Consider the following 24,376-nt stretch of genomic DNA (forward strand, 5'->3'; position numbering starts at 1 on the left):
CAAATCTGCGCCTCAGGCAAGATAGGGAAGACCCGAAGCATACCGGGTGAGCAGTTGCTTGAGTGGCGGCAAGGCATTGGCGGCCTGCAGCCCCAATGCACGCAGCGGCGCGGGAATGCGGCTTGGCGCCGCGTACAGCCGGGCCAGCGCGTCGGTGGCGGTCGCCAGAGCCAGCACCTGTTCCGCCCTGGCGCGGCTGTAGCGCCGCAGCAGGCGCGGATCGTTGATGGCCTGCCCTGCGGGGCGCTGCTGCAGGGTATGGGCCAGCACCTGCACATCCTGCAGACCGAGGTTCAGGCCTTGCCCGGCCAGCGGATGCACGCGGTGCGCGGCGTCCCCGATCAGCACCAGATCGTCGGCGACGGCGCGGCGGGCCAGCTGGCGCTGCAGTCGCCACGCCGCCGCGTTGCCGGTGGCCTGCAGCGGCCCGAGGTGCTGCGCACGCAGCGCGGGCAGATGGGCATCGACACGGCGTGCGAGTGCGTCCGGCGGCAGCGCGAGCAATTCCAGCGCCAGCGGCTCGGGGGCAGACCACACCAGCGACACCATGGGCTGCCCCTGCATCGGTGCCAGCGGCAGCAGGGCGATGACGCCGCCGTCGGCAAAGGTCTGGAAGGCCACGCCGTCGTGCGGCGTGGCGCAGACGAAATTGGCTACCACGCCGCGCTGCATGTAGTCGTGCACGTCCATCGGAATGCCGGAGGCCTTGCGCACCAGGCTGTTCTCGCCGTCCGCGCCGACCAGCAGCGCGGCCTGCAGTGTGCGGCCATCGTGGGTCTGGATCTGCCAGCCGCTGGCGGGCGCGTGATGCAGGCGATCGGCCTGTGCGGGGTCGATCTGGACCCGGCGCTCGAAACGCAGCGCCAGATCGAGTGCGGCTTCGATGGCGTCGGACTCGACGATCCACGCCAGTGCCTCGGCCCGGGCGTCCTGCGCCCGGAATGTGAGCTGCGCCCCGTCGGCGCGGATGTGCATGGCCTGCACCGGCTGCACGCGTTCCGGCGGAATGTGCGGCCACACGCGCAGTTGATCGAGCAATTGCCGCGACGCGGCATTGAGCGCAAACAGCCGCTGGGTGTAGCGATCGGGCGGCAAGGGCTGCGCAACCGCGTGCGCGCCCAGCAGGGTAAGGTTCAGCCCGGCCTGGGCCAGTGCCAGGGCGCAGGCCTTGCCGACGATGCCGCCGCCGAGAATCAGGAGGTCAGGAGATGGGGTGGACATGAGGACATCGCGGCGCCGGGCACCGCGTTTTCTGGGAACTTCGGCGTGTCAGACAAGCTGCCTAGAATCAGGTCCATGTTTGCCAACACAGCCCGCATTGTGCCCCTGACGGCCCGTCCGCGTGGCGCAAGTCCCGACAATGACTGAGGGCACTGCGCCGCTGCCGCTCATGCCCGCGCCGCGCAAGCGCTGGCTGGTGCGGCTGCTCAAGGGCTTGCTGGCCGCGTTGCTGGCTGCAGTCATTCTGGTGGTGGGCGGGTTGAGCATCGTGCTGCTCACCTTCGATCCCAACCAGTACAAGGCCATGCTGATCCAGGTGGTGAAGGAGCGCGAACACCGCACGCTCACGCTGCCGGGCACCATTGCGCTGGAGTTGTTTCCGCCGCTGACCCTGCGCACCGGGCCGTTCACCCTGAGCGAGCGCGATTCCTCTGCAGTGTTCGCCCGGGCCGACGACCTTCGGCTGCACCTCGACCTGTTCGCTCTGTTGCGCCGCAAGCTGGTGGTCGATCGTGTGGTGATGATCAAGCCGCAGGTCCACGTCGCTCGCAATGCCCAGGGACAGTTCAACTTTGCCGATCTGCTGCCCGACAGCAAGCCCGATGCCGCACAGGCGCGCAGCCCGCTGGGCCTGTCGGTGCACCGCCTGCAGGTCGAGCAGGGTGTCATCACCTTCGATGATGACAAGGCGCAGTTCCACGGCGAATTCGCCGGGCTGGATCTGGAGCTCGCCGGGCTGGACGGCGGCAGCGCGGGCAGCTTGCACCTCGGCACCACCGCACGCTTCGTCCAGCCCATGCTGGCGACCCGCATCGACCTGCGCGGCAAGTTGCAGTCCGATCCCGCGCAGCACAGCCTGGCGCTGTCTGACCTGGCCTTGTCGGTGCAGGGCGATGCGCTTGGCCTCAAGACCATGCAGACCCAGGTCAACGTGGCCCGGCTGGGCCTGAGCACCCGTCCGGCGCTGACCCTCGGTGCGCAGCAGGGCAGCCTCAAGACCACGGCGCGCACCGCCGATGGTGAGGCACTGACCGCGCAGGCCAGCCTGCCGACCTTCAATCTCCAGGGCGATGCGCTGCAGCTCGGCGCGCTCCGCGCAGAGCTGCACCTGGCCGCGCCGCAGCCGGTGCAGCTTGATGTCCGCACCCAGCAAGCCACGGGCACGTGGCACGCACTGCGCATTCCCATCGCGCAGGTCGATGTGCAGCGTGGCGCGGCCAATGCGGCCGGCGCGCTGCAGTTCACCCTGGCCTCGCCGCTGCAACTCGATCTGTCCCAGTCGCGCTGCGACCTGGTGGCGCTCAAGCTGTCCGGGCAGGTGACGGGAGCCGACGCGGCCAGGCCGCACACCCTGGCGCTGCAGGGCAACGCGCGCTATGCGGCCGCTGCGGGTACCGCGCCGCAGGCGGCCCAATTCGCGTTGCAGGGATTGCTGGCCGGGAGCGCGGTCAAGGCCTCGGGCAGTTGGACACAGCCCGGCGCCGTGAAGCTCGACCTGAACGCAGACCGCATCCAGCTCGACGACTGGCTGCCACCCGCGCCCGCCAAACCTGCGGCCAGGAAGCCTGCCGCGGCAACCGACACGCCCATCGACCTCTCGGCCTTCCGCACCGTCGCGCTGAGCGCGCAGTTCAAGATCGGCAGCCTGCTGTTCAAGGGCATGCAGTGGAGCGCGGTGCAGGGCACTCTCGCCAGCGACCGCAAGACCCTGACTCTGCAGCCATTCAGCGCGCAGGGGTTCGGCGGCACGGTGGGCGCCACTCTGCATGTCGATCTGGCGAGCCAACACTATGCCCTGCAGCAAAGCGCACGCGATGTCAGTGTGCAACCCATTCTGCAGGCCCTCACGGGCAAGGCTTTTCTGCTCGGCAAGGCCAGCTGGACAGTGAATCTGAACGCCCAGGGCAAGACCCGGCAGGCCTTGATGTCCAGCCTGTCGGGCAAGGCGCGGCTGGACGTGAAAAACGGCGCCGTCAAAGGGTTCAGCCTGGCGCAGATGCTGCGCAACGCCCGCGCGCTGCTGGCTGCGCGCAAGGACAGCAGCTTCGCTGCCACGCCGGGAGAGCAGACCGACTTCACCGCGCTGGGGGCGACCCTGAATCTGCAAGACGGCGTGGCCAAAAACAGCGATCTGCTGGTGCAGAGCCCCTTGCTGCGGGTTGGCGGCGAAGGCTGGTTCGACCTGCCCAGGCAGCGCATGGACTACCTGCTGCTGCCCAGCGTGGTCGGCACGCCGCAAGGACAGGGCGGCGCGGGGCTTGCAGCCCTGCGGGGCATCACCGTGCCGGTGCGCGTGAGCGGCAGCTTTGCCCAGCCGGACTCCACCGTGCTGTGGTCGCAGGCTGGCGGCAATCTGCTGCGCCGCGCGCTGCAGACCCAGTTGGAGGACGCGTTGCGCAAGGAGCTCGCGCCGCAGCAAGCCAAACCCATGCGGCCGGTCATCCCCGGCCTGTTCAAGGGGCTGCTGCCCTGAGCACCCCGCTCACAGCCGCAGCACCACCGGCCAATCGGGCAGCTCGTTGCGCCTGCCCGCAGGGTGCAAGGGAGCGTGGCGGGCGAGCAGGGCGCTGACCCCGGCAATACCCTGCAGCGCCGCGTCCTCGAAACGGCCCTGACGCAGCAGCGCTTCCATGTCGCGGCACACCTGTTCCCAGGCGCCCGCATCCACCTGCTGGTGAATGCCACGGTCAGCGACGATTTCCACGTCGCGCTCGGCCAGCAGCAGGTAGATCAGCACGCCGTCGTTGTGCTCGGTGTCCCACACCCGCAGGTGCGAGAACACCTCGATGGCCCGCTCGCGCGCGGTACATCCCCGCCAGAGTTCGGGCAGGTCGAGCGCACCCTCCACGGCAAAGCGGATCTCGCCGCCGTGTTGCTGCTCGGCGGCATGGATGGCCTGCGCGATGGCCTGCAGCGTGGCCTTCGGAAACGCCCTGCGCACGCGCCAGGGCGCAAAGGCAAGATGACGGATCAGGCGTTTGATCTGCATCTCACCACCGGCCCGAAGCGCCGCCTCCGCCAAACCCGCCGCCACCGCCGCTGAAGCCGCCGGAGCCGTTGCCCCCACCGAAGCCGCCCCCGCCAAACCCACCCGGCCCACCGCCGAAACGCACGCCGCTGAACACGGCGAAGAACGCCGCCACGGCCAGCCCCAAACCCAGCAGTGCCGAACCGATCAAGAGCCAGCCCGCGCCGCCCGCGATCAGACCGGCCAGACCCGAGCCGACGGTGCGGCCCAGCACGGCGCGCAGCGCGGAGCCGACGACGATCGCGGCGATCAGCAGGAAGAATGCGGTCTCGGTCGGGTTGACGCCGCCCGCAGGAGAGGCAGCAGCCCTGGGCGGTGGCAACTGCTCGCCGTCGATCAATTTCATGATGCTCTGCACCCCGTCCTGCAGCCCGTCGTAAAAGTTGCCCTGCTTGAACTGCGGGGTGATCACTTCGGCGATGATGCGCTTGGCGATCGCGTCCGGAATGGCGCCCTCCAGGCCATAGCCCACCTCGATGCGCATCGTGCGGTCGTCCTTGGCCACCAGCAGCAGCACGCCGTCATCCTGCCCCTTGCGCCCGAGCTTCCAGACGTCGGTGACGCGGATGCTGTATTGCTCGATGGCTTCCGGTGCGGTGCTCGGGACGATGAGCACAGCGATCTGGCTGCCCTTGCGCGCGGCAAAGTCGCGCAGTTCCTGGTCGAGCGCGGCGGTCTGCTGCGGCGTGAGTGTGCCGGTGAGATCGGTGACCGGCGCGGTCAGCGCAGGCACCGGCACCAGTGCCGCGTGGGCCACTGCGCCCACGCCCAGCAGCAGCGCTGCCAGCCAGCACTGCAACAGCCCACGCAGCCTGTTCACGGGGAGTTATTTCGACGCAGCCGGGGCGGGCGTCATGCCGCCGAAGTCCACCTTGGGCGCCACAGAAATGGCCTTTTCGTTTTCGACGGTGAAGCTGGGCTTGACCTTCATGCCGATGACCATGGCGGTGAGATTGCTCGGGAACTGCCGCACCAGATTGTTGTAGTTCTGCACCGCCTCGATGTAGCGCATGCGTGCAACCGCGATGCGGTTCTCGGTGCCCTCGAGCTGCGCCTGCAGATCGCGGAACACGCCGTCGGCCTTGAGCTGCGGATAGTTCTCCGACACCGCGATCAGCCTCGAGAGCGCGGTGGTCATCTGCGCCTGTGCTTCCTGGAACTTGGCGAACGCGGCCGGATCGTTGATCAGCTCGGGCGTGGCCTGGATCTGGCCGACCTTGGCACGCGCCTCGGTCACCTGCACGAACACATCCTTTTCGTGCGCGGCATAGCCCTTGACCACGTTCACCAGATTGGGCACCAGATCGGCACGGCGCTGGTACTGGTTGAGCACCTCGGCCCAGCTGGCCTTGATCTGTTCGTCTGAAGATTGCAGCGCGTTGTAGCCACAGCCACTCAGGCTGAGCAGGGCGACAGACAGCAACACGACAGATAGCAGGCGGCGCATGAGCAGATCTCCGGGGAAAATGAAATGTGATTGCAAAGCATACCGTTTGTTTCTTTCTGGCCAGCGCGAGGCGGCGGTATGCTGCGAAACAGGATAAAACCGTTGTTCCGATGCAGATTCCACCGCTCCCCAACACCGAAATCGGGCCGCAGACCGAGCCGCCGCAGCACCTCGATTTCGACGAGACCCAGCACCCGCTCGAGGCACTCGCCCATGCGGGCGACGCCACCGCGCAGGAATGGCTGGGCGCGCATTACCACGACCGCAAGGACTATGTGCATGCGGCGCACTGGTATCGCAAGGCCGCCGATCAAGGCTCGGCGGGCGCTCAGTACAACCTCGGCTGGCTCTATGTCCACGGCCATGGCGTGGCACCGGACAGCGCGCAGGCACTCGCCCTGTGGCAGCAGGCCGCGCAAGCCGGGCTGGCGCGCGCCATGAACGGCTTGGGCTATCTCTACGAACAAGGGCTTGGCGTGCCGCGCAGCGATGCCCAGGCGTTGATCTGGTACCAGCGCGCAGCCGAGGCGGGAGACCCTGGCGGGCAATGCAACCTGGGCACGTTTTTGCAGACGGGCCGCGGCACCCCGGTGGATCTGGTGCGGGCCGCGTCGATGTTCGCCCTTGCAGCGCATCAAGGTTACCGCGAGGCCTGCTATCGCTACGGCCATCTGTTCCTCACCGGGCAGGGCGTGGCGCAGGACGACGCGCAAGCCATAGTCTGGTTGCGCAAGGCAGCAGAAATGGAGCTGCCTGCAGCGCAGCGCGAGCTCGCCACTCTGCTGGCCATGGGGCGGGGGGGCAGCCCGGACTACACCCAGGCGGCTGGGTGGTTTCAGCGTGCCGCGGAACATGGGGATGCCCAGGCGCAGTTCAGTCTGGGGGTGCTGTACTACCGCGGCCTGGGCAAGCTGCAGGACACTGAAAAGGCCAGGTACTGGTGGAAGCAGGCGGCGGCGCAGGGTGAAGAGCGTGCTGAAAACAATCTGGCCTTGCTTGCCAAAGGGGTGCAGCGATGAAGGAAGGTGCATGTCCCCATTGAGCGATCTGCGCAGCCTGCTGGTGGAGCCGGGCAAGGCCCTCGACCTGAATGACCGCCCGACCGAGCTCGATCTGCCGGGCAATCCCTCCAAGGACGCGCTGGAGGCCGAACTGGCCGCGCTGCGCGAGCAGATCGGCGATATTCAGGACCTGCTGTTCACCCGCCGCGAACGCGCCTTGCTGGTGGTGCTGCAGGGCATGGATTCCGCGGGCAAGGACAGCACCACCAAGGCGGTGTTCACCGGGGTGAACCCGCTGGGCATCCGCGCCGCGTCGTTCAGCGTGCCCACGCCGCAGGAACGCCGCCATGACTATCTGTGGCGGGTGCACGCCCAGGTGCCGCCGCTGGGCTGCATCGGCGTGTTCAACCGCAGCCACTACGAGGAGCCGGTCATCCGCCGGGTGCATGGCGAAATCAAGAACGGCGAGATGAAGCGCTACCTGCGGCAGATCGCCGACTTCGAGCAAATGCTCTCTGAGACCGGCACGGCCATCGTCAAGTGCTTTCTGCACCTGAGCTTTGACGAGCAGCGCGAGCGTCTGCAGGAGCGCATCGACAACCCGCTGAAAAACTGGAAGTTCGATCCGTCCGATCTGCAGGAACGGCAGTATTGGGGCGCCTACCAGTCCGCCTACAGCCAGGCGCTGCAAGCCACGTCCACGGCGCAGGCGCCGTGGTATGTGGTGCCGGCCGACCGCAAGCCGGTGCGCAACCTGATCGTCGCGCGGCTGGTGCTCGAAGCGCTGAAAAACCTCAAGGCGACGGCACCCGATCGCAAGCCGGAACTGGCCGGACTGAAGGTGGTTTGAGCCCGTCGTCGCCGCGTCACCACATCCGCCGCAGGCTGCCGTCGCGCAGGATGACCGCGTGGTACAGCGCTGCAGCAACATGCAGCCCGATCAATCCGAGCAGCCCCAGGGCGAGGACCTGATGCACGTCGCCCAGCCGCTCGGCCCAGCCGGCATTGGCCGGAAACAGCGCAGGCAGCGACACCAGACCGATCCAGTGCACCGGCCAGTCGCGTGCCGAGGCGGCAAGCCAGCCCAGCAGAGGAAGGCCGACAAACCCGGCGTAGAGCAGCCCATGCGTAGCCCGCGCGGCGCGTGCCTGCCATGCGGGCATGGGCGGGTGGGGCGGCGGCGTCTTGACCAGCCGCCAGACCAGGCGCAGCACGATCAGAGTCATCACCGCCGTACCGACGCCGAGATGCCAGGCCGACAGCGCAGTCTCCGGCGCACCGCGGTGATCGGTCATCAGCCAGGCCAGTGGGTATTCGAGCAGGATGAGTGCGACAACGGCCCAGTGCAACAGCCGGGAGACGGGGTGATAGCGTGCCCTGGGCAGGGAGAGCGTGGACATGGTGCGCAAGGCCGCACAGGTGCAGCGGCCGGAAACTGAAGTGGTCGCACCTTAAGCTGGGAAACTTAGCGCGGGCTGAGGTCGTTCACCCGCCCAGCCGCGGCGCATCCATCGCACATCAGTTGCAGGTCTTGCCATGCGCTGGATGGTCGCCAGCGGCCTTGGCTGCCGCTTCGGTCATGTACGCGCCGTGCTTGGTCTTGCCGTAGTACTTGTCGCCCGGGCAGTGATAGACCTTGGTGGATGCGTTCACCCACACCTTGCCGGCACCGCCACCGGCTGCGGCCGCCGTTCCCGAGCCCGATGGGCTGGCTGCCTGTTTGGCTTCTTCCTTTTTGGTTTCCTTCTTGGTTTCCGTGGCGGCGGGGGCAGCGGCGGGTGTGGCAGCTTCCGCCTTGCTCACACAGGACTTGATGAACTCGGTGCGGTCCTTGTCTTTCAGACTTTGCTCCTTGGCCTGCTTTTCACATTGCGCCTTGGCTTCGTGATTTTTCAGCAGGCTGGCCGAGGCCACGGCGGGGAAGGCGAGCACAGCACAGCTCAGGGCGGCAGCAAGCAGGGAGGTGGTTTTCATGGGGGTGTCCTTTTTCAGCAGTGTGGGAGGAAGCGCCGAAAATGGATTCGGCCTGCGCGCACTGTACCCAGCGTGCACGGTTTGATCATGCACCGTAAACCATATTTCACCGATGTCACCAGAGGTAAAAAACGAAACAGCCGGAACGCATCGCTGCGCCCCGGCTGTCGGGTGGGGTGAGGGCCTGTTCACGCTATTGGTGCACCCGCGTTGCCCCCAGGCGGGGATGGATGCAAGGCGGAGGCCTGGGGCAAGGCTGGGCGCCTTGCCCCAGGCTGACAACGCCGCAGACACCCCGCCTGGGGGCAACCCAGCGGGCCGGGGGTCTGGGCGGCGCACTGCCACGTTGCAGTCCGCTTGTGGTGCAACACACCACGGTGCGGCCTGCGCCTCGCATTGCATCCGCCCAGACCCCCGGCGCGGGTGTACCAATAGCGTGAACAGGCCCGAAAGCGAAGGCCTGCTCAGCCCGTGCCGCCCACGGTCACGCCGTCGATGCGCAGTGTGGGCTGGCCCACGCCGACCGGCACACTCTGGCCTTCCTTGCCGCAGGTGCCCACGCCGCTGTCCAGCCGCAGATCGTTGCCGATCATGCTCACCCGGGTGAGGGCATCGGGGCCGTTGCCGATCAGCGTGGCGCCCTTCACCGGGTAGAGCGGCTTGCCCTTTTCCACCCACCAGGCTTCGCTTGCGGAAAACACGAACTTGCCGCTGGTGATGTCCACCTGCCCGCCGCCGAAGTTCACTGCGTACAGCCCGCGATCGATGCTGGCGAGGATTTCCGCCGGATCGCGGTCTCCGGCCAGCATGTAGGTGTTGGTCATGCGCGGCATCGGCACATGGGCATAGCTTTCGCGGCGGCCGTTTCCGGTGGGCGCGCGGCCCATCAGCCGGGCGTTGAGCATGTCCTGCATGTAGCCGACCAGAATGCCGTCCTCGATCAGCACATTGCGCTGCGTCGGGTTGCCTTCGTCGTCCACGTTGAGCGAGCCGCGCCGGTCGGGCAGGGTGCCGTCGTCGAGCACGGTCACGCCGCGCGCGGCAACGCGCTGGCCCATGCGGCCAGAGAACGCGCTCGATCCCTTGCGGTTGAAGTCGCCTTCCAGACCGTGGCCCACGGCCTCGTGCAGCAGCACGCCCGGCCAGCCGGGGCCGAGCACCACGCTCATCTCGCCCGCAGGTGCGGGGCGGGATTCGAGGTTCACCAGCGCCGTGTTCACCGCTTCGTCGACATATTGCGCAATCAGCGCGTCGTCGAAGTGGCCCAGGCCAAAACGCCCGCCGCCGCCCGACGAGCCGGACTCGCGCCGACCGTTCTGCTCGACGATGACATTCACGCTCAGGCGCACCAGCGGGCGCACATCGGCGGCCAGCAGACCGTCGGAACGCAGCACCAGCATCACATCGTGTTCACCGCCCAGGCTGGCCATGACCTGCACCACGCGCGGGTCCTTGGCGCGCGCAAGCCGGTCCACCTTCTGCAGCAGTGCGACCTTCGCATCGGAGCCCAGCGCGCTCAGCGGATCGCTCGCGCCATAGAGCACCCGCGCAGCGCTGCGTCGGGTGTCGGTGGGCACCTTGGCGCTGCCCTTGCCCGCACGCGCAATGCTGCGCACCGTGTCGGCGGCTTCGAGCAGGGCGAGTTCGGAAATGTCGTCGGAATACGCGAAGGCGGTTTTCTCGCCCTGCACCGCGCGGATGCCGAAGCCCTGCTCGATGTCGAAGCTGCCCGACTTGACCATGCCTTCTTCCAGGCTCCAGCCCTCGGAGCGGGTGTATTGCAGGTAGACGTCGGCGTAGTCGAGCCTGTGCTCGAACACCTTGCCCAGCGCGCGCTGCAGGGCGGATTCGTCGATCTGATAGGGGTCGAGCAAGACGCGGCGCGCCTCGTCCAGGCGCAACAGCGCGGGTTCGGTCATCATGTTCATGGGCTCGATTGTAGGAAGGGCGCCAAGCCCCTGCGCGCTGAGGCGCGATTGCCGGGTTCAGCGCGCGGCCACCCAGTCGCCCGACTTGCCGCCATGCTTTTCCAGCAGCCTGACGTCGGTGATGGTCATGCCGCGGTCCACCGCCTTGCACATGTCGTAAATGGTCAGCAGCCCCACCTGCACTGCAGTGAGCGCTTCCATTTCCACGCCGGTGCGGCCGCGGGTTTCTGCGGTGACGGTGCAGAAAATGCTGCTGTCCTGCGGTTGCAGTGCAAAGTCGACTGCAACGCGGTTCAGTGCAATGGGGTGGCACAGCGGAATCAGATCGGCGGTGCGCTTGCTGGCCATGATGGCGGCCACGCGGGCGATGCCCAGCACGTCGCCCTTTTTCGCGCTGCCGCTTTGCACCAGTGCGAAGGTGGCGGGCTGCATGCGGATGCAGCCGGTGGCCACGGCGACGCGATGGGTTTCATCCTTCGCGCCGACATCGACCATGTGCGCCTGGCCGGTGGTGTCGAAATGGGTGAGTTGCGCGGCAGGGGAGGTCATGGTGCAGGAGAGGCGCTGGCGTGCGCCGCGTGGTTGATGGCATCGCGCAGGCGGCGGGCTTCACGCCGCGCGGCGTCGGCGAATTCGCGTCCGCTGCTGGCGTAGAGCACGCTGCGCGAGGCGTTGATCAGAAAGCGGTTGCGCGCCGCGCGCACGGTGGCCGCAAGGTCGCCGCCCTGCGCGCCGATGCCGGGGATGAGCAGCGGCGCATCGGGGGCCACCGCGCGGATGCGTTCGATGTCGCCCGGGTGGGTCGCACCGGCCACCAGACCGTTCTGACCGTGGCGGTTCCAGTCTTGTGCCGCCAGCCGCGCCACGCGCTCGAACAGCAGCTCGTCGCCGAGGTGGGCCGAAGGGCTGGTCGCGGGGTTGGCGATGCGCAGGGTCTGCAGATCGGCGCCGCCGGGGTTGGAGGTGCGGCACAGCAAGAACAGACCGCGCTCGGGGTAGCGCAGGTAGGGCTCGACCGAATCGAAGCCCATGTAGGGCGACAGCGTGAGCGCGTCGGCATCGAAGCGCACGAAGGCCTCGCGGGCGTATTGCTCGGCGGTCGCGCCGATGTCGCCGCGCTTGGCATCGAGAATCACCGGCACGCCCGGTGCAGCCTTGCGGATATGCGCAATCAGGCGTTCGAGTTGATCCTCCGCCCCCAGCGCGGCAAAGTAGGCGATCTGCGGCTTGTACGCGCAGACCAGATCGGCCGTGGCGTCGACGATGGCCGCGCAGAAGTCGAACAGCCGCAGCGGGTCATTGGTCCACGGCGCCGGAAAGCGCGAAGGCTCCGGATCGAGCCCGACGCACAGCGCCGAGTTGTTGCGCTCGGCGGCGTCTTGCCACTGCTGCGTGAAAGGAGGGCGGGGTGTGCTCATGCGCCGCATTGTAGGAAGGGGAGGTGACGGCGGGGTGAAACCTCCCTCGATGCGCCGCGCATGATGTCTCGGGCGCGGCAGGGCTGGGTCTGGTTCCGTCGCATTTGCATCAAAGCGAGACCTGACCCCAGGGTGCAACCTGACACCACCGCCTCGCATCTACCATCACGCCATCTCCAAGACTGCCTTTTGCCATGCACCCTACCCGCCGCCTGTTTCTCGGTTCCGCACTGGCCCTGACCGCCGCGCCGCTGCTGGCCCGGGCGCAGGCTGTTGGAGGGGGCGCTGCCGGGGCATTGCCCGCTGCGGTGACGCAGGCGTTGGGCACGGCGCGCATTCCGCTGCAGTCCTGCGCCTTCGTGCTGCAGGCGCTCGACAGCGCCGCGCCGCAGATCGCGTTCAACGGCGCCGCGCTGATGAATCCGGCCTCGGTGCTCAAGCTGGTGACCACCTATGCCGCGTTGCGCATCCTTGGGCCGGCGTCTGTGTGGAAGACGCCGGTGTACGCGGTCGGGCCGATCCGCGCCGGGGTGCTGCAGGGCGATCTGGCCTTCGTCGGCAGCGGCGATCCGCATCTGATGGCCGACAACCTGTGGAGCATCGCGCTGCGGTTGCGCGATCTGGGCATCCGCCGCATACGCGGTGATGTACTGATCGACCGCCAGGCCTTCGACCTGCCGCCGCACGACCCCGGCGCGTTCGACGGCGACGCCACTGCGCCCTACAACGTTGGCCCCGATCCGTTTCTGGTGAACTTCGGCGTGCTGCGTCTGGGCTTCGTGCCCGATGCGCAGACGCAGCAGGTGCGGGTGACCGTGGAGCCGCCGCTGGCCGGGTTCGATCTGCGCGAGGCGCCCCGGCTCACCACCGCGGCCTGCGGCAACTGGAAGGACAAGCTGCGCGCCGACTGGAAGCAGCCCTTCGCGCCGCGCTTTGCCGGGGCCTATGCCGTGTCCTGCGGGGCGCAGACCTGGAACATCGCGCCCGAGGTGAGCGACAACGCGTATGTGCAGCGGCTGCTGGCCGCGCTGTTTTCTCAGGTGGGCATCGCCTGGCAGGGACAGGTGCGTACCGCGCCGTTGCCTGCGGATGCCACCGAGCTGACGGTGTGGGAGTCGCCGGCGCTGGCGGTGCTGGTGCGTGACATCAACAAATACAGCAACAACGTCATGGCGCAGCAGGTGTTTCTCACCCTGGCACTGCAGGCCGGGGCGCAGCGCGCCACCTGGGCCGGGGCGCAGCAGGCGGTGATGCAGTGGCTTTCCACCCACGGTCTGCCGATGCCGGGGTTGGTGCTGGACAACGGCTGCGGCCTGTCACGCACCGCGCGCATCAGCGCGGGCGACATCAACGCGCTGCTGCGCGCGGCGTGGAACAGCCCGGTGATGCCCGAGTTCGTGTCGTCGCTGCCGCTGGCCGGGGAAGATGGCACGCTGCGCCGCCACTTTCGAGACCCTGACACCGCTGGGCGCATCCACGCCAAGACCGGCAGTCTCGACGGCGTGCTGTCGCTTGCCGGCTATGCGCAGGCCAGAGGCGGCCAGCGCTACACCTTCGCCGCGCTGGTCAACGACCCGCGCGCCGGCGGCGCCTGGCCGGCGCTCGAAGCCTTTGTCAATGGCTTCATGCAGGCGGCCTGAGCGCGGATCCATCCCTTCGAGAGCCCCGCATGGCCTTTCATCCCTCCGATCTCATCGGCTACGCCGCCGCGTTCCTCACCACCGTGTCCTTCGTGCCGCAGGTCTGGCTGACCCTGCGCACGCGCGACGTCTCTGGCGTGTCGCTGGGGATGTACAGCCTGTTCACCGCGGGCATTGCGCTGTGGCTGATCTACGGCGTGGTTCAGCGCAGCTGGCCGCTGGTGGGTGCCAACGCCGTCACGCTGCTGCTGGCCCTGATCGTCCTGACCTTGCGCCTGCGCCACGGACCGCGCCGCAAGGTTTGAGGGACGCGCCTCTGGGCGGCCGCGTGTGGTGCCCTGGCGCGCCGCCCGAGCGCCTTGCTGCGTCGACTTGTTGCGCCGCAGAGGGTCTCCGTTGCGCATTTGGGGCAACACTGAACAAGTCCCCTGCGCGCTGCGCATCCAGCCTGCGGGCGGTCTGCGGCGTTGCACATCCTCGCCATAGCTTGGGCTATGGCTGCGGTGTGCGCCTTGCATCCCATCCCGCAGCCCGGCGCGCAACATCACAGGGACTCATTCAGTGCTGCCTTAGGCAGATCGTCGGGCTGAGCGGCGATGTCCCTGGAATTGTCCTAAAGGTTCTTGTTAATTTAGAGTTTTTGAGGTTTATTTTTTGTAAAAAATACCTTAGAATCTAATCATTCAAATTTATTTAGAATGGGTCACCAAGAATCGTCGTTTGCATAGCGACTTTCACCATGCATTGAAGGGTGAATCCGGTGGTCCTGGTTGCCTCCAAAGTTGGCAGCCACGGCGATCAGCAAGTCGCTGAAAGCCCCTGCATTCCTGCGGAATGCCTTGTTCTGGCCGCGTCTGCACGCGCGGTCAACCCAGTCGCCACGCCCGCCCAGCCGGGCGTCCTTCAGCCGGACAACCCCGCGTTGTCCCGACCTTGGGAGAGTCCATGCAGAACTCTGTTGCACACATTTCAACCGGCAGGGCGCAGCGCCCTGCTGCCGATGCGCCTGCTGTCGCCGTTCTTGGCGCCGGGGCTTGGGGCACGGCTCTGGCCTGCGCGCTACGGCGCGGCGGGCTGGACGTGACCCTTTGGGCGCGCCGCCCCGAACTCGCGCAGGCCATCGCCACCACCGAGCGCAACCCGCGTCATCTGCCCGGCTTGGAGTTGCCTGCGGGCCTGAAGGCGAGCAGCCAGATGGGGCAGGCGCTGGACGGAGCCCGCGTGGTCATCATGGCAGTGCCTTCCGTCGCGCTGCGGGAGGTCGCGCGTGCAGCGGCGCCCCTGTTGTCCCGGGGAGCCGTGGTGCTTGCGGCTTGCAAGGGAATCGAGCGCGGCAGCGGCGCCCTGATGACGCAAGTGCTGCAGGAAGAACTGCGGCGCGACGCACTGATTGGCGCCATCGGCGGACCGAGCTTTGCCCAGGAGGTCGTGCGCGGCCAGCATGCGGCGCTGACGGTGGGCTTGCCAGCGCTGCGTCTGCGCGGTGTGATGCCTGGCCAGTTGAGCGCTCAGCGCGTCGTCGGCGCATTGCGCGGCGCGTTCGCCGCAGGCGGGGTGCATCTCGACGCCACGGACGATGCCATTGGCGTGCAAGTGGGCGGCGCACTGAAAAACATGATCGCCATTGCCTGTGGCATGGCCATGGCCTGTGACCTGGGAGAGAACGCCCGCGCTGCCATTCTGACCCGCGGCCTGCAAGACATGCGCCAGCTCACTCTGGCACTCGGCGGCCGACCAGAGACTTTGCTCTCCAGCGCCGGGGCAGGTGATCTGTTTCTCACGGCGTCTTCCACCCAGTCGCGCAACACCCGCCTGGGCATGCGGCTGGGCCGGGGTGAGCGGGCATCGGGCGATGGCGAACTGGCAGAGGGAGCGATCAGCAGCTTGTCGGTGCAGGCTCTGGAACAGCGTCTGGGTCTGCGTCTGCAGGTCGCCGCCGCCGTGCGTGACGTGCTCCAGCAACGCCAGACCGCAGAGGACGCATTGCACTGCCTGCTCACGCAGCCTCTGTCGCACGACGATGCGCTGCGTCTGCCCCGCGTGCACAGCCTGCACCAGTTCAAACAGGCGCGCGACGCCAGCGCCGTGCGGTGGGGTGCGCTGCATCCGCTGACGCGGCAGCCGCAATGAAGGGAATGCCGATGCACAAGACCATTCTTGCCACCGACCTCGACGGCACGTTTCTCGGCGGAGATGCGTCTCAGCGCGCTGCGCTGTATGCGTGGATCGCACAACATCGCGAAGAGATCGTGCTGATCTTTGTCAGCGGGCGCGGGCTGGATTTCATGCGACAGCTCGCCCGTGAACTGCCGGTGCAGCCCGATCATGTGATCGGCGATGTCGGAACCAGCGTGGCGACCGGTGCGAACTTTGCGCCCTTGCCCGCGCTGGACATCTGGCTCGATGCCTGCTGGCCCCGGGACGCAGCGCATCAGATCGACCGGATCGTGTCGCGCCACCCTGGGTTGGAGCCCCAGGCGCAGCACGGTGGGCGCAGGCGCTCCTATTTCTACAGCCGACCAGAGCCCGCGCAACTGGCGGCAGCGCAATTGCGCCGGGTGGGCTTCGACACCCTGATGTCGGACAACCAGTATTTCGACGTGCTGCCGCGCGGTGTGCAGAAAGGCTCCACCCTGCTGCGTACCCTGGCCGCACTGGGCCTGCCCGAGCACCGCACCCTGGTTGCGGGCGACACGCTCAACGATCTGTCGATGTTCGAGACCGGACTGACCGGCGTGGCGGTGAGCAACCGCGAGGCTGCGCTCGACCATGCCATTGCCCCGCATCCCAATGTCTATCGCAGCGCGCAACCGGGTGCAGCCGGGGTGCTCGATGCGCTGATTCGCTTTCACCAACAGGGGGATTTCAATGGCTTCGTCTCTGGTCATCGTCTATCACAGACAACCGTATGAGGAACACAGCGAGGACGGCAAGATCGTCCTGAAGGAAAACAAGAGTCCCAACGGCATCGTGCCCGCGCTCAAGGGCTTCATCGGGCAGGTGGACCGCGCGAGCTGGGTGGCGTGGAAAAAAGCGCCCGCGAACAGACCGGTGAAGTTCGAACGCCGCATCACGGTCGCCGACAGCTACGGAAGCTATGAGGTGGTGCGGCTGCCGCTGACCGCGGAGGAAATCAGCCAGTTCTATCACGTGGTGTCGAAAGAGGCGCTGTGGCCCATCCTCAACAGCTTTCCTTCGCTGTACTCGACCGAGAACTGCCAGTGGAGCGTGTTTCGCGAGGTCAACCGCAAATTCGCCGAAGCCGCCTGCGACGAGGCCGCCCCGGGGGCTGTGGTCTGGGTGCACGATTACAACCTCTGGCTGGTGCCGGGCATGGTGCGGCGCATGCGGCCGGACGTGAAGATCGCCTTTTTTCACCACACGCCGTTTCCCGCGCCCGATGTGTTCAACATCCTGCCGTGGCGCGATGAAATCCTCGACAGTCTGCTCGACTGCGATCTGGTGGGGTTTCACGTGCCGCGCTACGCGCGCAACTTCGCGGCGCTGATGCAGTCGCTGCGCAAGGTTGACGGCTTGATCGAGCATGCGGTGGCGCCGGAACTGCAGGCCACCGGCACCGCGCTGTCCGAGCCGGTCACGCCGGTGTCGGTCAGCGTGCGTGGGCGCACCGTGCGCATTGACGCCTTTCCCATTGGCACCCATGCCGACATGATTCGCAGCACGGTGCAAAAACCCGAGAACCTGGCGCGGGTCGTGCAGATCCGCCGCGAAATGGCCGGCCAGACGGTGATCGTGTCGATCGGCCGGGTGGACTATGCCAAGGGCACGCGCGAAATGCTGCTGGCGTTCGAGCGGCTGCTGGCGCGTCGCCCCGAACTGCACGGCAAGGTGCGGCTGCTTGTCACCGCGGTGGCCGCAGCCGACGGCATGCGGGTGTACCGGCGGGCGCAGCAGAACATCGAGCAACTGGTCGGGCGCATCAATGGCCATTTCGGTTCGCTGACCTGGACGCCGATCCTGCTGTCCACCACGCCGATGCCGTTCGAGGAGACGCTGAGCTATTACCGCGCCGCCGACATCTGCTGGATCACCCCGCTGCGCGACGGGCTGAATCTGGTGGCCAAGGAATTCATCGCCGCGCATGTGAACGAAAGCGGCGTGCTGGTGCTGTCGGAATTCGCCGGCGCCGCGGTCGAGCTGCAGGACGCGGTGCTGGTCAACCCATACAGCATCAGCCAGATGGACGATGCCATCGACCGCGCGCTCGACATGCCGCGAGACGAGCAGTGCGCGCGCATGCAGCGCATGGATGCGCGCATCGGCCAGTACGACATCACGCACTGGACCCGCCATGTGCTCGACCTGTTCGCGCAGTTGCGGGCGCAGGCCGAACCCACGACATGACCGATTGCATTCCTCGTTTCCGGCAGGGAGCTGCGCACCCATGATGACGCTGCACACGCTCGACGATGTCGCCATCGCCGCCGACTTTTTGTGCACTGATGCGATCGGCGCCTGGGCCATGCGCGCGCATTCCAACGCGGACGAGCTGTTTCTCGCCGGGCGCTCGCTCGGACCGGCAGCGATGGCGATTCCGCTGCTGCCGCATCTGCAGCATTCCGACCAGGTCTGGCCCGAGCTGGTGGTGCGCGATGCCCCGGTCGGTCTGGCCGGGTTCATCATCGCGGGCTTGCTCGCTGCGCTGATGTCGACCTGCTCGGCCACGCGCAACTCGGCAGCCACGCTGTTGACCTTGGACTTCGTCGCGCCGTGCAGACCGCAGCTGTCGCAGCGCCGACTGACGATGTTGGGCCGCGCGTTCATCCTGGGCATTGCGCTGCTGTGGGTGTTTCACTGAGGAGGCACGATGCACGGCCTGATGCCATATGGGAACACCCTCACCGCTTGGATTTCCGCGCATCACCCCGAGTCGGTGGCGATCGCAGTCACATTGCTGGCCGCGCCGGTGTTTCTGCTTCTCGTGCGCCTGTTCGTCAAGACTGGCGGGCCGGACGGCAATGCCCAGTTCTTGTACCTGCGCGTGCGCATGCCCCTGCGTCTGGCCTGGCTGCTGCTGGTGCTGCGCATCGATGCGGGTTTGCTGCAGGGCCGTCTCGATGGCTGGGCGTGGGGAATCCAGGCGCTGCATCTGGGTCTCATTGCCGCGATCACCTGGCTGACGATGCGACTGATCCGCGCCGCGGGCGAGCTGGTGTTGCTGCGCCGCGGTGGGCTGCAGTTGCCCGACGACCCCAATCTGCTCGATTCCAATCTGGAAGTGCGCGGCCTGCTCACGCGCGCGCGGGTGCTCACGCGGGTGCTGAGCCTTCTCATCCTGCTCGTCGGCCTGTCGGTGGCACTGATGAGCATTCCCGACGTGCGGCAGATCGGCGCCAGCCTGCTGGCGTCGGCGGGCATTGCCGGTCTGGTGGTGGGCTTTGCCGCCCGCCCGGTGCTGAGCAATCTGCTTGCCGGGCTGCAGATCGCGATGACCGAACCGATCCGCATCAACGACGTGCTCATCGTCGAGGGCGAGTGGGGGCGCGTGGAGGAAATCACCGGTACCTATGTGGTGTTTCGTGTGTGGGATGACCGGCGGCTGATCCTGCCGCTGCAATGGTTCATCGAACACCCGTTCCAGAACTGGACGCGCACCAGCGCCAGCCTGCTGGGCACGGTCTTCCTGTGGGTGGACTATGCCACGCCGATCGCCGCGCTGCGCGAGGAGCTCAAGCGCCTGTGCGCCGCCGATCCCGACTGGGACGGGCGTCTGGCGCTGGTGCATGTCACCGATACCTCCGAGACCGCGGTGCAGGTGCGCTTTCTGGTCAGCGCGGCCAATTCGGCGCGCGCCTGGGAACTGCGCTGCCGCATCCGCGAGGGAATGATTGCGTTTGTGCAAAGCACGCTGCCGCAGCATCTGCCGCGCCGCCGCATGCAGTGGCACGACACCGCGTCGGCATCTGCCGGAAAGTCACCGGACATGCCGCCCTTTTCTTCCTGAACACCCTCTCCCCTTCGTGAAAGGCAACGCGATGACCACATGGCTTTCCCTGATGTTTCTCGGCAATTCGCTGCAGGCCTGGCTGATCGCGCTAGGCTGGCTGGCGCTGGTGGTCGTGTTGGTGGCCAGCGTCAAGCCGGTGTTGATCGCGTGGCTGAGCGCGTTTGCCGCGCGCACGAGCAACCGGTGGGACGACGCGCTGCTCAGCGCGCTGCGGGGCACGCGGCTGCCGCTGGCCTTTCTCATCGGGTTCTATCCCGCGGTGCAAAGTCTGAGTCTGCCCGCCGTGGCCACCAAATGGCTGATCGGCGTTGCGGCGGTCGGCCTGTTCTTGCAGATCGGTCTGTGGACGTCGCGTTTTCTCGATTTCTGGATTCGGATCTCACGCGAACGCGCCATCTTGCACGACCCCGAAACCGCCACCGGCCTGGCCGCGATGAGCTTCATCGCCCGGCTGGTTCTATGGTCGTTGGTGTTTTTGCTGCTGCTCGACAACCTGGGTTTCAACGTCACCACGCTGCTGGCCGGTCTGGGGGTGGGCGGCATCGCCGTGGGGCTGGCGCTGCAGAACATCCTGGGCGATCTGTTTTCCAGTCTGTCCATCGTGCTGGACAAGCCGTTTCAGATCGGGCATTTCGTCGTGGTCGACAATTTCTCCGGCACGGTCGAGAACATCGGCCTGAAAACCACCCGCATGCGCTCCATCAGCGGGGAGATCGTGGTGTTTTCCAATACCGATCTGACCAAGGCGCGGCTGCGCAACTACAAGTTCATGCAGGAGCGGCGCATCGTGTTTGCCTTCGGCGTGACCTATGACACTCCGCCGGATACCCTGGAGCAGATTCCAGAACTGGTCAAGGAGGTGGTCGACCAGCAGCCCGACGCGCGGTTCGATCGTGCGCACTTCAAGGACTTCGGCGATTCGAGCTTGAACTTCGAGGTGGTGTACTGGATGAAGACCTCGGACTACACCGCCTACATGAACACCCAGCAGGCGATCAACCTGGCGCTGATGCGAGGCTGTGCCCGCCTCGGTGCCGAGTTCGCCTTCCCGACGCGCACCGTGCTCCTGCAGCTTGCGTCACCCGCAGCACACAGTGTGCGGGAGATTCTCGCGCCTGCCGTTCAGGATGCCCAGGCGTAGCGCGCCGCATCCACACCCCCCAAAGCGACGACGACACCAGCCGCATGCGGGCGCGACGCCCCCGCACGGGCGAAAACCCTGCTGCGCCGGCTGCGCGGCCTGGCCGACCGCCAGGGCCACCAGGTGCTCGCCGCCTTGCGGGCCGTTGCCAGCGCCAGGCTGTTGATCGCCCCCAGCGCGCAGCGGCTGCAAGACACCTTGCGGCTGATCTGGCGCAACGGCGCGCAGGGCATCGAGCAAGGCAGATCATGTCCAACCGGACCTTCGCCACCATCAACCTGGTCTGCGTATTTCTGACCGGTGAAACTCCCCTTCGCGTGCTGCGTGCGGCCCTCTACTATTCAGAGCAATTCGCCGCGCTGCACGCCACGCGTCGGCGGTGCACAGTACATCGAAGGGACACCCATGCGCATTCTGATTGCCGAAGACGACCGCGTTCTGGCCGACGGCCTGCTGCGCTCGCTGCGCGCGCTGGGCTATGCGGTCGATCAGGTGGCCGACGGCAACAGCGCCGACGCCGCGCTGCAGTCCAGTTCCTTCGATCTGCTCATTCTCGACCTGGGGTTGCCGCGTCTGTCGGGCTTTGAGGTGCTGCGTCGGCTGCGCGCGCGCGGAACCACGGTGCCGGTGCTCATTCTCACCGCGGCCGACAGCGTGGAAGACAAGGTGCGCGGCCTCGACCTCGGCGCCGACGACTACATGGCCAAGCCGTTTGCGCTCGCAGAACTGGAGGCGCGGGTTCGGGCGCTGGCGCGCCGCGGCATGGGCGGTGCCAGCGCCATCATCCAGCACGGCCCGCTGCACTACGACATCACGGGCCGCGTGGTCACGCTCGACGGCCATGTGGTAGAACTCTCCGCGCGCGAACTCACCCTGCTCGAAGTGCTGTTGCAGCGCGCCGGGCGCCTGGTGAGCAAGGACCAGCTGGTCGAGCATCTGTGCGTGTGGGGCGAGGAGGTGAGCACCAACGCCATCGAGGTGTATGTGCATCGGCTGCGCAAGAAGATCGAGGTCGGCCCGGTCCGCATCGCCACGGTGCGTGGTCTGGGATATTGCCTGGAGAAAATCGTGCCCGCTCCGTCCCAGGGTGAGCATTCCTCCCTCCCGACCTCCGCCGTGCCGGGGGAAGGACGGGGTGGGGATGGCCCCGCCGCAGTGCACCCCAAACCCGATGTCTGAACTGCCGTTGCCGGCACGTGGTGCTCGGGACGACGCAGCGTCCGCCCGCAAGCGCCATCCGCGCTCGCTGTTCGGCGAAATCCTCGACTGGATGCTCGCGCCCATGCTGTTGCTGTGGCCGCTGTCCATCGGCATCACCTATCTGGTGGCGCAGGCCATTGCCGCCAAACCCTATGACGCGGCGCTGCAACATACCTTGCTGCAACTCTCCGCGCAGGTGCAGACACTGGGGGCACAGGGCGCGGTGCAGTCCGCCCTGTGGCAGCAGACGCTGCGACAGCCCCCGGCGGGGGGCATTCTGGGCTACCAGGTTCGCAGCAAGACCGGCGCAGTTCTGGCCGGAGAGGCACGTCTGCCCGCAGCGTGGAGCCTGCCGCCCGCGCAGGGCAGCACGCCGATCGCGGTGCAGTGGCGCGACGGCGAAGTGGGTCAACACAGCGCGCGGCTGGCTGCGGCCTGGGTGTGGCCCGCACCGCAAGTCGGGTCGAGGCCCGCCGCGCCGGTGCTGGTGCAGGTGGCGCAGGACATGCAGGCGCGCACCCGGCTGGCGCGCGACATCGTGCAGGGCGTCATCCTGCCGCAATTTGTCGTGGTGCCGATTTTCATTCTGCTGGTCTGGTTCGGGCTGGGGCAGGGCATCGCGCCGCTCAACGAGCTGCAGTCGCGCATCCGCCGTCGACGCGCCGACGATCTGAGTCCGATCGACGAGCGCGAGGCGCCCGAGGAGATCGCCCCGCTGGTCGACTCGATCAACAGTCTGTTCGCCCGCCTGCAGCAGTCCTTGCAGACGCAAAAGCGTTTCGTCGCCGACGCCGCGCACCAGATCAAGACGCCGCTGGCCGGGCTGCGCACCCAGGCCGAGCTGGCGCTGCGCGAAGCCGACCCGGAGGAACTGCGCGCCAGTCTGCGCCAGATCGGCCGCAGCGTGGAGCGCACCACCCGGCTGGTCAACCAGTTGCTCGCGCTCACCCGCGCCGAGAACCAGGGCGGCGCGGCGCGCGCGGTGTTCGAGACCATCGACCTGCGCCAGCCCGCCACCGAGGCCATGCAGGACCTGGCCATGCTGGCACTCGACAAGGGGCTGGAGCTGGAGTTCGACAGCCCTCCGGTGCCACTGCCCATGCGCGGCAATGCCCTGTTGCTGCACGAGCTGATCAAGAACCTGCTGCACAACGCCATCACCTACACGCCGTCCGGCGGCAGCGTGACCCTGCGCCTGCGCAGCACCGTGGCCGACGGCCCGGGCGCCCGAGCCGTGGTGCAACTGCAGATGGACGACACTGGCCCCGGCATTCCCGAGGCCGAGCGTGAGCTGGTGTTCGAGCCGTTCTATCGCATTCTCGACAACGGCAGCGAGGGCAGCGGCCTCGGGCTGGCCATCGTCCGCGAAATCGCCCGCCAGCATGACGCCGACATCGCCTTGATGGACCTTCCCATCCCTCCGCAGGGCAGTCGCGGTCTTCGTGTGCAACTGCAATTCGTGCGGGTCTGAGCGCGCCTCAGTCGCTGTCTTCCCCGCACTGATGTTTCAGGGTGCCGAGCTGACCATAGGTGACGGGCTTGCCGCTGGCGGCCAGGGCCTTGAGGCCCTCGCGCATGCAGGGGCTGTCATTGGCGAGCTGGAGTTGCGGCGCGTCCACAGGTTCATTCACCAGCCGCTCGCGCAGCAGGCTGAAGATGCCCACCAGGACCACGATGCCGATGACGATGCCCAGCAGTCCGCTGAGCTGCACACTGATTCCGCGCTTTTTGCTCGGCGGCGTGGGCGTTGGGGCTTGCGGGGTGTCGGCCATGGGTCAGCGCAGGGCGGGGTTGAGGGTGTAGGTGCCGGTGAGGCTGGCCTGGGCCAGCACATGACCGGCAAGGGCAGCGCGCAGTTGCGCACCATTGAACGCGCCGTCCACCGGGCAGCGCGGCAGATCGAGCGCGTACAGGGTGAAGATGTGGTGGTGCAGCAGGCTGTCGTTCCACGGCGGGCAGGGGCCGTCGTAACCGAAATACTGCCCGGCCATGTCCTGATCCCCGGCAAACCAGGCGGTGTAGTCATTCACGCCGTGGCGCATGCCGCCATGACAGGAAGGGCCCGGCTTGCCGCGCGGAGAGACTTCGTGGCTGAATTCCTTTTCGTCGATGTGGGTGCGCGTGGGCGGAATGTCGACCAGCAGCCAGTGATAGAAATCCACGCGGGGCAGGTCGGCCGGCACGGTGTGGCCTTCGAGGTTGACGTCGTCCGCGCGGCTGGGCACATCGGGGTCGTGGCAGATCAGCACCAGGCTCTGCGTGCCTGCGGGCAGGTCACGCCAGGCCAGCGGCGGGTTGAGATTCTGCGACAGCGCCACATGACCGACCACCGCGGGCTTGCAGAACGCATACTGCGGCGGGATGGGCTGGCCGTCGAAAAAGGCGGGACTGGTCAGTTGCATGGACTTCT

The 24,376-nt window shown here is 67.2% G+C and carries 25 protein-coding genes; 13 read left to right on the plus strand and 12 right to left on the minus strand.

Translation table 11 applies throughout. From position 1 onward, the window contains the following. Positions 1–12: 12 nt before the first annotated feature. The gene (locus AC1ZQA_RS02090) at positions 13–1,221 is read right to left on the minus strand and encodes an FAD-dependent monooxygenase (protein WP_482678191.1); all 1,209 of its coding nucleotides are present in this window, start codon (positions 1,219–1,221) and stop codon (positions 13–15) included. A 139-nt stretch (positions 1,222–1,360) separates the two neighbouring features. Here AC1ZQA_RS02090 and AC1ZQA_RS02095 point away from each other — a divergent pair, with 139 nt between their 5' ends. Further along, positions 1,361–3,694 carry an AsmA family protein gene (locus AC1ZQA_RS02095; RefSeq protein ID WP_482678192.1) on the plus strand — a complete coding sequence of 778 codons (2,334 nt, stop codon included), beginning with the start codon at positions 1,361–1,363 and terminating at the stop codon, positions 3,692–3,694. A gap of 9 nt (positions 3,695–3,703) precedes the next feature. Here AC1ZQA_RS02095 and AC1ZQA_RS02100 read toward each other — a convergent pair whose 3' ends face one another. The 3 genes from AC1ZQA_RS02100 to AC1ZQA_RS02110 are packed head-to-tail and all read right to left on the minus strand — an operon-like array spanning position 3,704 to position 5,696. Beyond that, a complete protein-coding gene (locus AC1ZQA_RS02100; RefSeq protein WP_482678193.1) occupies positions 3,704–4,210 on the minus strand; it encodes a TPM domain-containing protein in 507 nt (168 codons plus the stop codon). A 1-nt stretch (position 4,211) separates the two neighbouring features. Continuing rightward, a complete protein-coding gene (locus AC1ZQA_RS02105; RefSeq protein ID WP_482678194.1) occupies positions 4,212–5,069 on the minus strand; it encodes a TPM domain-containing protein in 858 nt (285 codons plus the stop codon). A gap of 6 nt (positions 5,070–5,075) precedes the next feature. Then, positions 5,076–5,696, minus strand: a complete 621-nt coding sequence (locus AC1ZQA_RS02110; protein ID WP_482678195.1) for a LemA family protein — start codon at positions 5,694–5,696, stop codon at positions 5,076–5,078. Between the two features lie 110 nt (positions 5,697–5,806). Between AC1ZQA_RS02110 and AC1ZQA_RS02115 the strand changes: the two genes are divergently transcribed. Continuing rightward, the gene (locus AC1ZQA_RS02115) at positions 5,807–6,715 is read left to right on the plus strand and encodes a tetratricopeptide repeat protein (protein WP_482678196.1); all 909 of its coding nucleotides are present in this window, start codon (positions 5,807–5,809) and stop codon (positions 6,713–6,715) included. A gap of 10 nt (positions 6,716–6,725) precedes the next feature. Beyond that, positions 6,726–7,547 (plus strand): PPK2 family polyphosphate kinase, encoded by an 822-nt coding sequence (locus AC1ZQA_RS02120; protein WP_482678197.1) that lies wholly within the window; start codon positions 6,726–6,728, stop codon positions 7,545–7,547. Positions 7,548–7,563: 16 nt separating this feature from the next. Here AC1ZQA_RS02120 and AC1ZQA_RS02125 read toward each other — a convergent pair whose 3' ends face one another. From AC1ZQA_RS02125 to pyrF, 5 genes are all read right to left on the minus strand, one after another. After that, positions 7,564–8,097: a cytochrome b gene (locus AC1ZQA_RS02125; protein ID WP_482678198.1), complete on the minus strand. Its 534-nt coding sequence runs from the start codon at positions 8,095–8,097 to the stop codon at positions 7,564–7,566. Positions 8,098–8,215: 118 nt separating this feature from the next. Continuing rightward, positions 8,216–8,671 carry a PsiF family protein gene (locus tag AC1ZQA_RS02130; protein ID WP_482678199.1) on the minus strand — a complete coding sequence of 152 codons (456 nt, stop codon included), beginning with the start codon at positions 8,669–8,671 and terminating at the stop codon, positions 8,216–8,218. A gap of 464 nt (positions 8,672–9,135) precedes the next feature. Next, the gene (gene tldD, locus AC1ZQA_RS02135; protein WP_482678200.1) at positions 9,136–10,599 is read right to left on the minus strand and encodes a metalloprotease TldD; all 1,464 of its coding nucleotides are present in this window, start codon (positions 10,597–10,599) and stop codon (positions 9,136–9,138) included. Positions 10,600–10,656: 57 nt separating this feature from the next. Beyond that, entirely contained in the window at positions 10,657–11,148 is a 492-nt protein-coding gene (moaC, locus tag AC1ZQA_RS02140; RefSeq protein WP_482678201.1) for a cyclic pyranopterin monophosphate synthase MoaC, read from the minus strand. Then, the gene (gene pyrF / locus AC1ZQA_RS02145) at positions 11,145–12,026 is read right to left on the minus strand and encodes an orotidine-5'-phosphate decarboxylase (protein WP_482678202.1); all 882 of its coding nucleotides are present in this window, start codon (positions 12,024–12,026) and stop codon (positions 11,145–11,147) included. The genes moaC and pyrF overlap by 4 nt, the downstream gene beginning before the upstream one ends. 185 nt (positions 12,027–12,211) lie before the next feature. On the opposite strand from pyrF, the gene dacB reads away from it, so the two are divergent. The 8 genes from dacB (at position 12,212) to AC1ZQA_RS02185 (ending at position 20,766) form a co-directional block, all read left to right on the plus strand. Further along, positions 12,212–13,657 (plus strand): D-alanyl-D-alanine carboxypeptidase/D-alanyl-D-alanine endopeptidase, encoded by a 1,446-nt coding sequence (dacB, locus tag AC1ZQA_RS02150; protein ID WP_482678203.1) that lies wholly within the window; start codon positions 12,212–12,214, stop codon positions 13,655–13,657. 29 nt (positions 13,658–13,686) lie between these two features. Then, the gene (locus AC1ZQA_RS02155) at positions 13,687–13,962 is read left to right on the plus strand and encodes a SemiSWEET family sugar transporter (RefSeq protein WP_482678204.1); all 276 of its coding nucleotides are present in this window, start codon (positions 13,687–13,689) and stop codon (positions 13,960–13,962) included. 640 nt (positions 13,963–14,602) lie between these two features. Continuing rightward, positions 14,603–15,787 (plus strand): NAD(P)H-dependent glycerol-3-phosphate dehydrogenase, encoded by a 1,185-nt coding sequence (locus tag AC1ZQA_RS02160; RefSeq protein ID WP_482678205.1) that lies wholly within the window; start codon positions 14,603–14,605, stop codon positions 15,785–15,787. An 11-nt stretch (positions 15,788–15,798) separates the two neighbouring features. Further along, positions 15,799–16,569: an HAD family hydrolase gene (locus AC1ZQA_RS02165; RefSeq protein WP_482678206.1), complete on the plus strand. Its 771-nt coding sequence runs from the start codon at positions 15,799–15,801 to the stop codon at positions 16,567–16,569. Then, entirely contained in the window at positions 16,526–18,022 is a 1,497-nt protein-coding gene (ggpS, locus tag AC1ZQA_RS02170) for a glucosylglycerol-phosphate synthase (RefSeq protein WP_482678207.1), read from the plus strand. The genes AC1ZQA_RS02165 and ggpS overlap by 44 nt, the downstream gene beginning before the upstream one ends. 40 nt (positions 18,023–18,062) lie before the next feature. Then, positions 18,063–18,476, plus strand: a complete 414-nt coding sequence (locus AC1ZQA_RS02175) for a sodium:solute symporter family transporter (RefSeq protein WP_482678208.1) — start codon at positions 18,063–18,065, stop codon at positions 18,474–18,476. A gap of 9 nt (positions 18,477–18,485) precedes the next feature. Further along, positions 18,486–19,622, plus strand: a complete 1,137-nt coding sequence (locus AC1ZQA_RS02180; protein ID WP_482678209.1) for a mechanosensitive ion channel family protein — start codon at positions 18,486–18,488, stop codon at positions 19,620–19,622. Between the two features lie 31 nt (positions 19,623–19,653). Then, positions 19,654–20,766 (plus strand): mechanosensitive ion channel family protein, encoded by a 1,113-nt coding sequence (locus AC1ZQA_RS02185; protein ID WP_482678210.1) that lies wholly within the window; start codon positions 19,654–19,656, stop codon positions 20,764–20,766. On the opposite strand, the gene AC1ZQA_RS02190 is transcribed toward AC1ZQA_RS02185, so the two are convergent. Next, positions 20,748–20,999 (minus strand): hypothetical protein, encoded by a 252-nt coding sequence (locus tag AC1ZQA_RS02190; protein ID WP_482678211.1) that lies wholly within the window; start codon positions 20,997–20,999, stop codon positions 20,748–20,750. The genes AC1ZQA_RS02185 and AC1ZQA_RS02190 overlap by 19 nt on opposite strands. Positions 21,000–21,171: 172 nt before the next feature. Between AC1ZQA_RS02190 and AC1ZQA_RS02195 the strand changes: the two genes are divergently transcribed. Beyond that, positions 21,172–21,945, plus strand: coding sequence for a response regulator (locus tag AC1ZQA_RS02195; RefSeq protein WP_482678212.1), 774 nt, complete (start codon positions 21,172–21,174; stop codon positions 21,943–21,945). Next, the gene (locus AC1ZQA_RS02200; RefSeq protein WP_482678213.1) at positions 21,938–23,437 is read left to right on the plus strand and encodes a sensor histidine kinase N-terminal domain-containing protein; all 1,500 of its coding nucleotides are present in this window, start codon (positions 21,938–21,940) and stop codon (positions 23,435–23,437) included. The genes AC1ZQA_RS02195 and AC1ZQA_RS02200 overlap by 8 nt, the downstream gene beginning before the upstream one ends. Positions 23,438–23,444: 7 nt before the next feature. Here AC1ZQA_RS02200 and AC1ZQA_RS02205 read toward each other — a convergent pair whose 3' ends face one another. Both AC1ZQA_RS02205 and AC1ZQA_RS02210 read right to left on the minus strand, forming a co-directional pair. Further along, positions 23,445–23,738 (minus strand): hypothetical protein, encoded by a 294-nt coding sequence (locus tag AC1ZQA_RS02205; protein ID WP_482678214.1) that lies wholly within the window; start codon positions 23,736–23,738, stop codon positions 23,445–23,447. Positions 23,739–23,741: 3 nt separating this feature from the next. After that, positions 23,742–24,368, minus strand: coding sequence for a YbhB/YbcL family Raf kinase inhibitor-like protein (locus tag AC1ZQA_RS02210; protein WP_482678215.1), 627 nt, complete (start codon positions 24,366–24,368; stop codon positions 23,742–23,744). Positions 24,369–24,376: the final 8 nt, after the last annotated feature.

This window comes from Thiomonas sp. DCM-2 (genome assembly GCF_056820905.1).

Excerpts from the sequence above, each read along its gene's own strand:
- AC1ZQA_RS02185 (WP_482678210.1), top strand. The coding sequence starts at position 19,654 with ATGACCACATGGCTTTCCCTGATGTTTCTCGGCAATTCGCTGCAGGCC.
- AC1ZQA_RS02115 (WP_482678196.1), top strand. The coding sequence starts at position 5,807 with ATGCAGATTCCACCGCTCCCCAACACCGAAATCGGGCCGCAGACCGAG.
- AC1ZQA_RS02210 (WP_482678215.1), bottom strand. The coding sequence starts at position 24,368 with ATGCAACTGACCAGTCCCGCCTTTTTCGACGGCCAGCCCATCCCGCCG.
- ggpS (WP_482678207.1), top strand. The coding sequence starts at position 16,526 with ATGGCTTCGTCTCTGGTCATCGTCTATCACAGACAACCGTATGAGGAA.
- AC1ZQA_RS02125 (WP_482678198.1), bottom strand. The coding sequence starts at position 8,097 with ATGTCCACGCTCTCCCTGCCCAGGGCACGCTATCACCCCGTCTCCCGG.
- AC1ZQA_RS02130 (WP_482678199.1), bottom strand. The coding sequence starts at position 8,671 with ATGAAAACCACCTCCCTGCTTGCTGCCGCCCTGAGCTGTGCTGTGCTC.
- AC1ZQA_RS02160 (WP_482678205.1), top strand. The coding sequence starts at position 14,603 with ATGCAGAACTCTGTTGCACACATTTCAACCGGCAGGGCGCAGCGCCCT.
- tldD (WP_482678200.1), bottom strand. The coding sequence starts at position 10,599 with ATGAACATGATGACCGAACCCGCGCTGTTGCGCCTGGACGAGGCGCGC.
- AC1ZQA_RS02120 (WP_482678197.1), top strand. The coding sequence starts at position 6,726 with ATGTCCCCATTGAGCGATCTGCGCAGCCTGCTGGTGGAGCCGGGCAAG.
- AC1ZQA_RS02110 (WP_482678195.1), bottom strand. The coding sequence starts at position 5,696 with ATGCGCCGCCTGCTATCTGTCGTGTTGCTGTCTGTCGCCCTGCTCAGC.
- AC1ZQA_RS02175 (WP_482678208.1), top strand. The coding sequence starts at position 18,063 with ATGATGACGCTGCACACGCTCGACGATGTCGCCATCGCCGCCGACTTT.
- AC1ZQA_RS02200 (WP_482678213.1), top strand. The coding sequence starts at position 21,938 with ATGTCTGAACTGCCGTTGCCGGCACGTGGTGCTCGGGACGACGCAGCG.
- AC1ZQA_RS02180 (WP_482678209.1), top strand. The coding sequence starts at position 18,486 with ATGCACGGCCTGATGCCATATGGGAACACCCTCACCGCTTGGATTTCC.
- AC1ZQA_RS02100 (WP_482678193.1), bottom strand. The coding sequence starts at position 4,210 with ATGCAGATCAAACGCCTGATCCGTCATCTTGCCTTTGCGCCCTGGCGC.
- AC1ZQA_RS02165 (WP_482678206.1), top strand. The coding sequence starts at position 15,799 with ATGCACAAGACCATTCTTGCCACCGACCTCGACGGCACGTTTCTCGGC.
- dacB (WP_482678203.1), top strand. The coding sequence starts at position 12,212 with ATGCACCCTACCCGCCGCCTGTTTCTCGGTTCCGCACTGGCCCTGACC.
- AC1ZQA_RS02190 (WP_482678211.1), bottom strand. The coding sequence starts at position 20,999 with ATGCCCTGCGCGCCGTTGCGCCAGATCAGCCGCAAGGTGTCTTGCAGC.
- moaC (WP_482678201.1), bottom strand. The coding sequence starts at position 11,148 with ATGACCTCCCCTGCCGCGCAACTCACCCATTTCGACACCACCGGCCAG.
- AC1ZQA_RS02205 (WP_482678214.1), bottom strand. The coding sequence starts at position 23,738 with ATGGCCGACACCCCGCAAGCCCCAACGCCCACGCCGCCGAGCAAAAAG.
- AC1ZQA_RS02095 (WP_482678192.1), top strand. The coding sequence starts at position 1,361 with ATGACTGAGGGCACTGCGCCGCTGCCGCTCATGCCCGCGCCGCGCAAG.
- AC1ZQA_RS02090 (WP_482678191.1), bottom strand. The coding sequence starts at position 1,221 with ATGTCCACCCCATCTCCTGACCTCCTGATTCTCGGCGGCGGCATCGTC.
- pyrF (WP_482678202.1), bottom strand. The coding sequence starts at position 12,026 with ATGCGGCGCATGAGCACACCCCGCCCTCCTTTCACGCAGCAGTGGCAA.
- AC1ZQA_RS02155 (WP_482678204.1), top strand. The coding sequence starts at position 13,687 with ATGGCCTTTCATCCCTCCGATCTCATCGGCTACGCCGCCGCGTTCCTC.
- AC1ZQA_RS02195 (WP_482678212.1), top strand. The coding sequence starts at position 21,172 with ATGCGCATTCTGATTGCCGAAGACGACCGCGTTCTGGCCGACGGCCTG.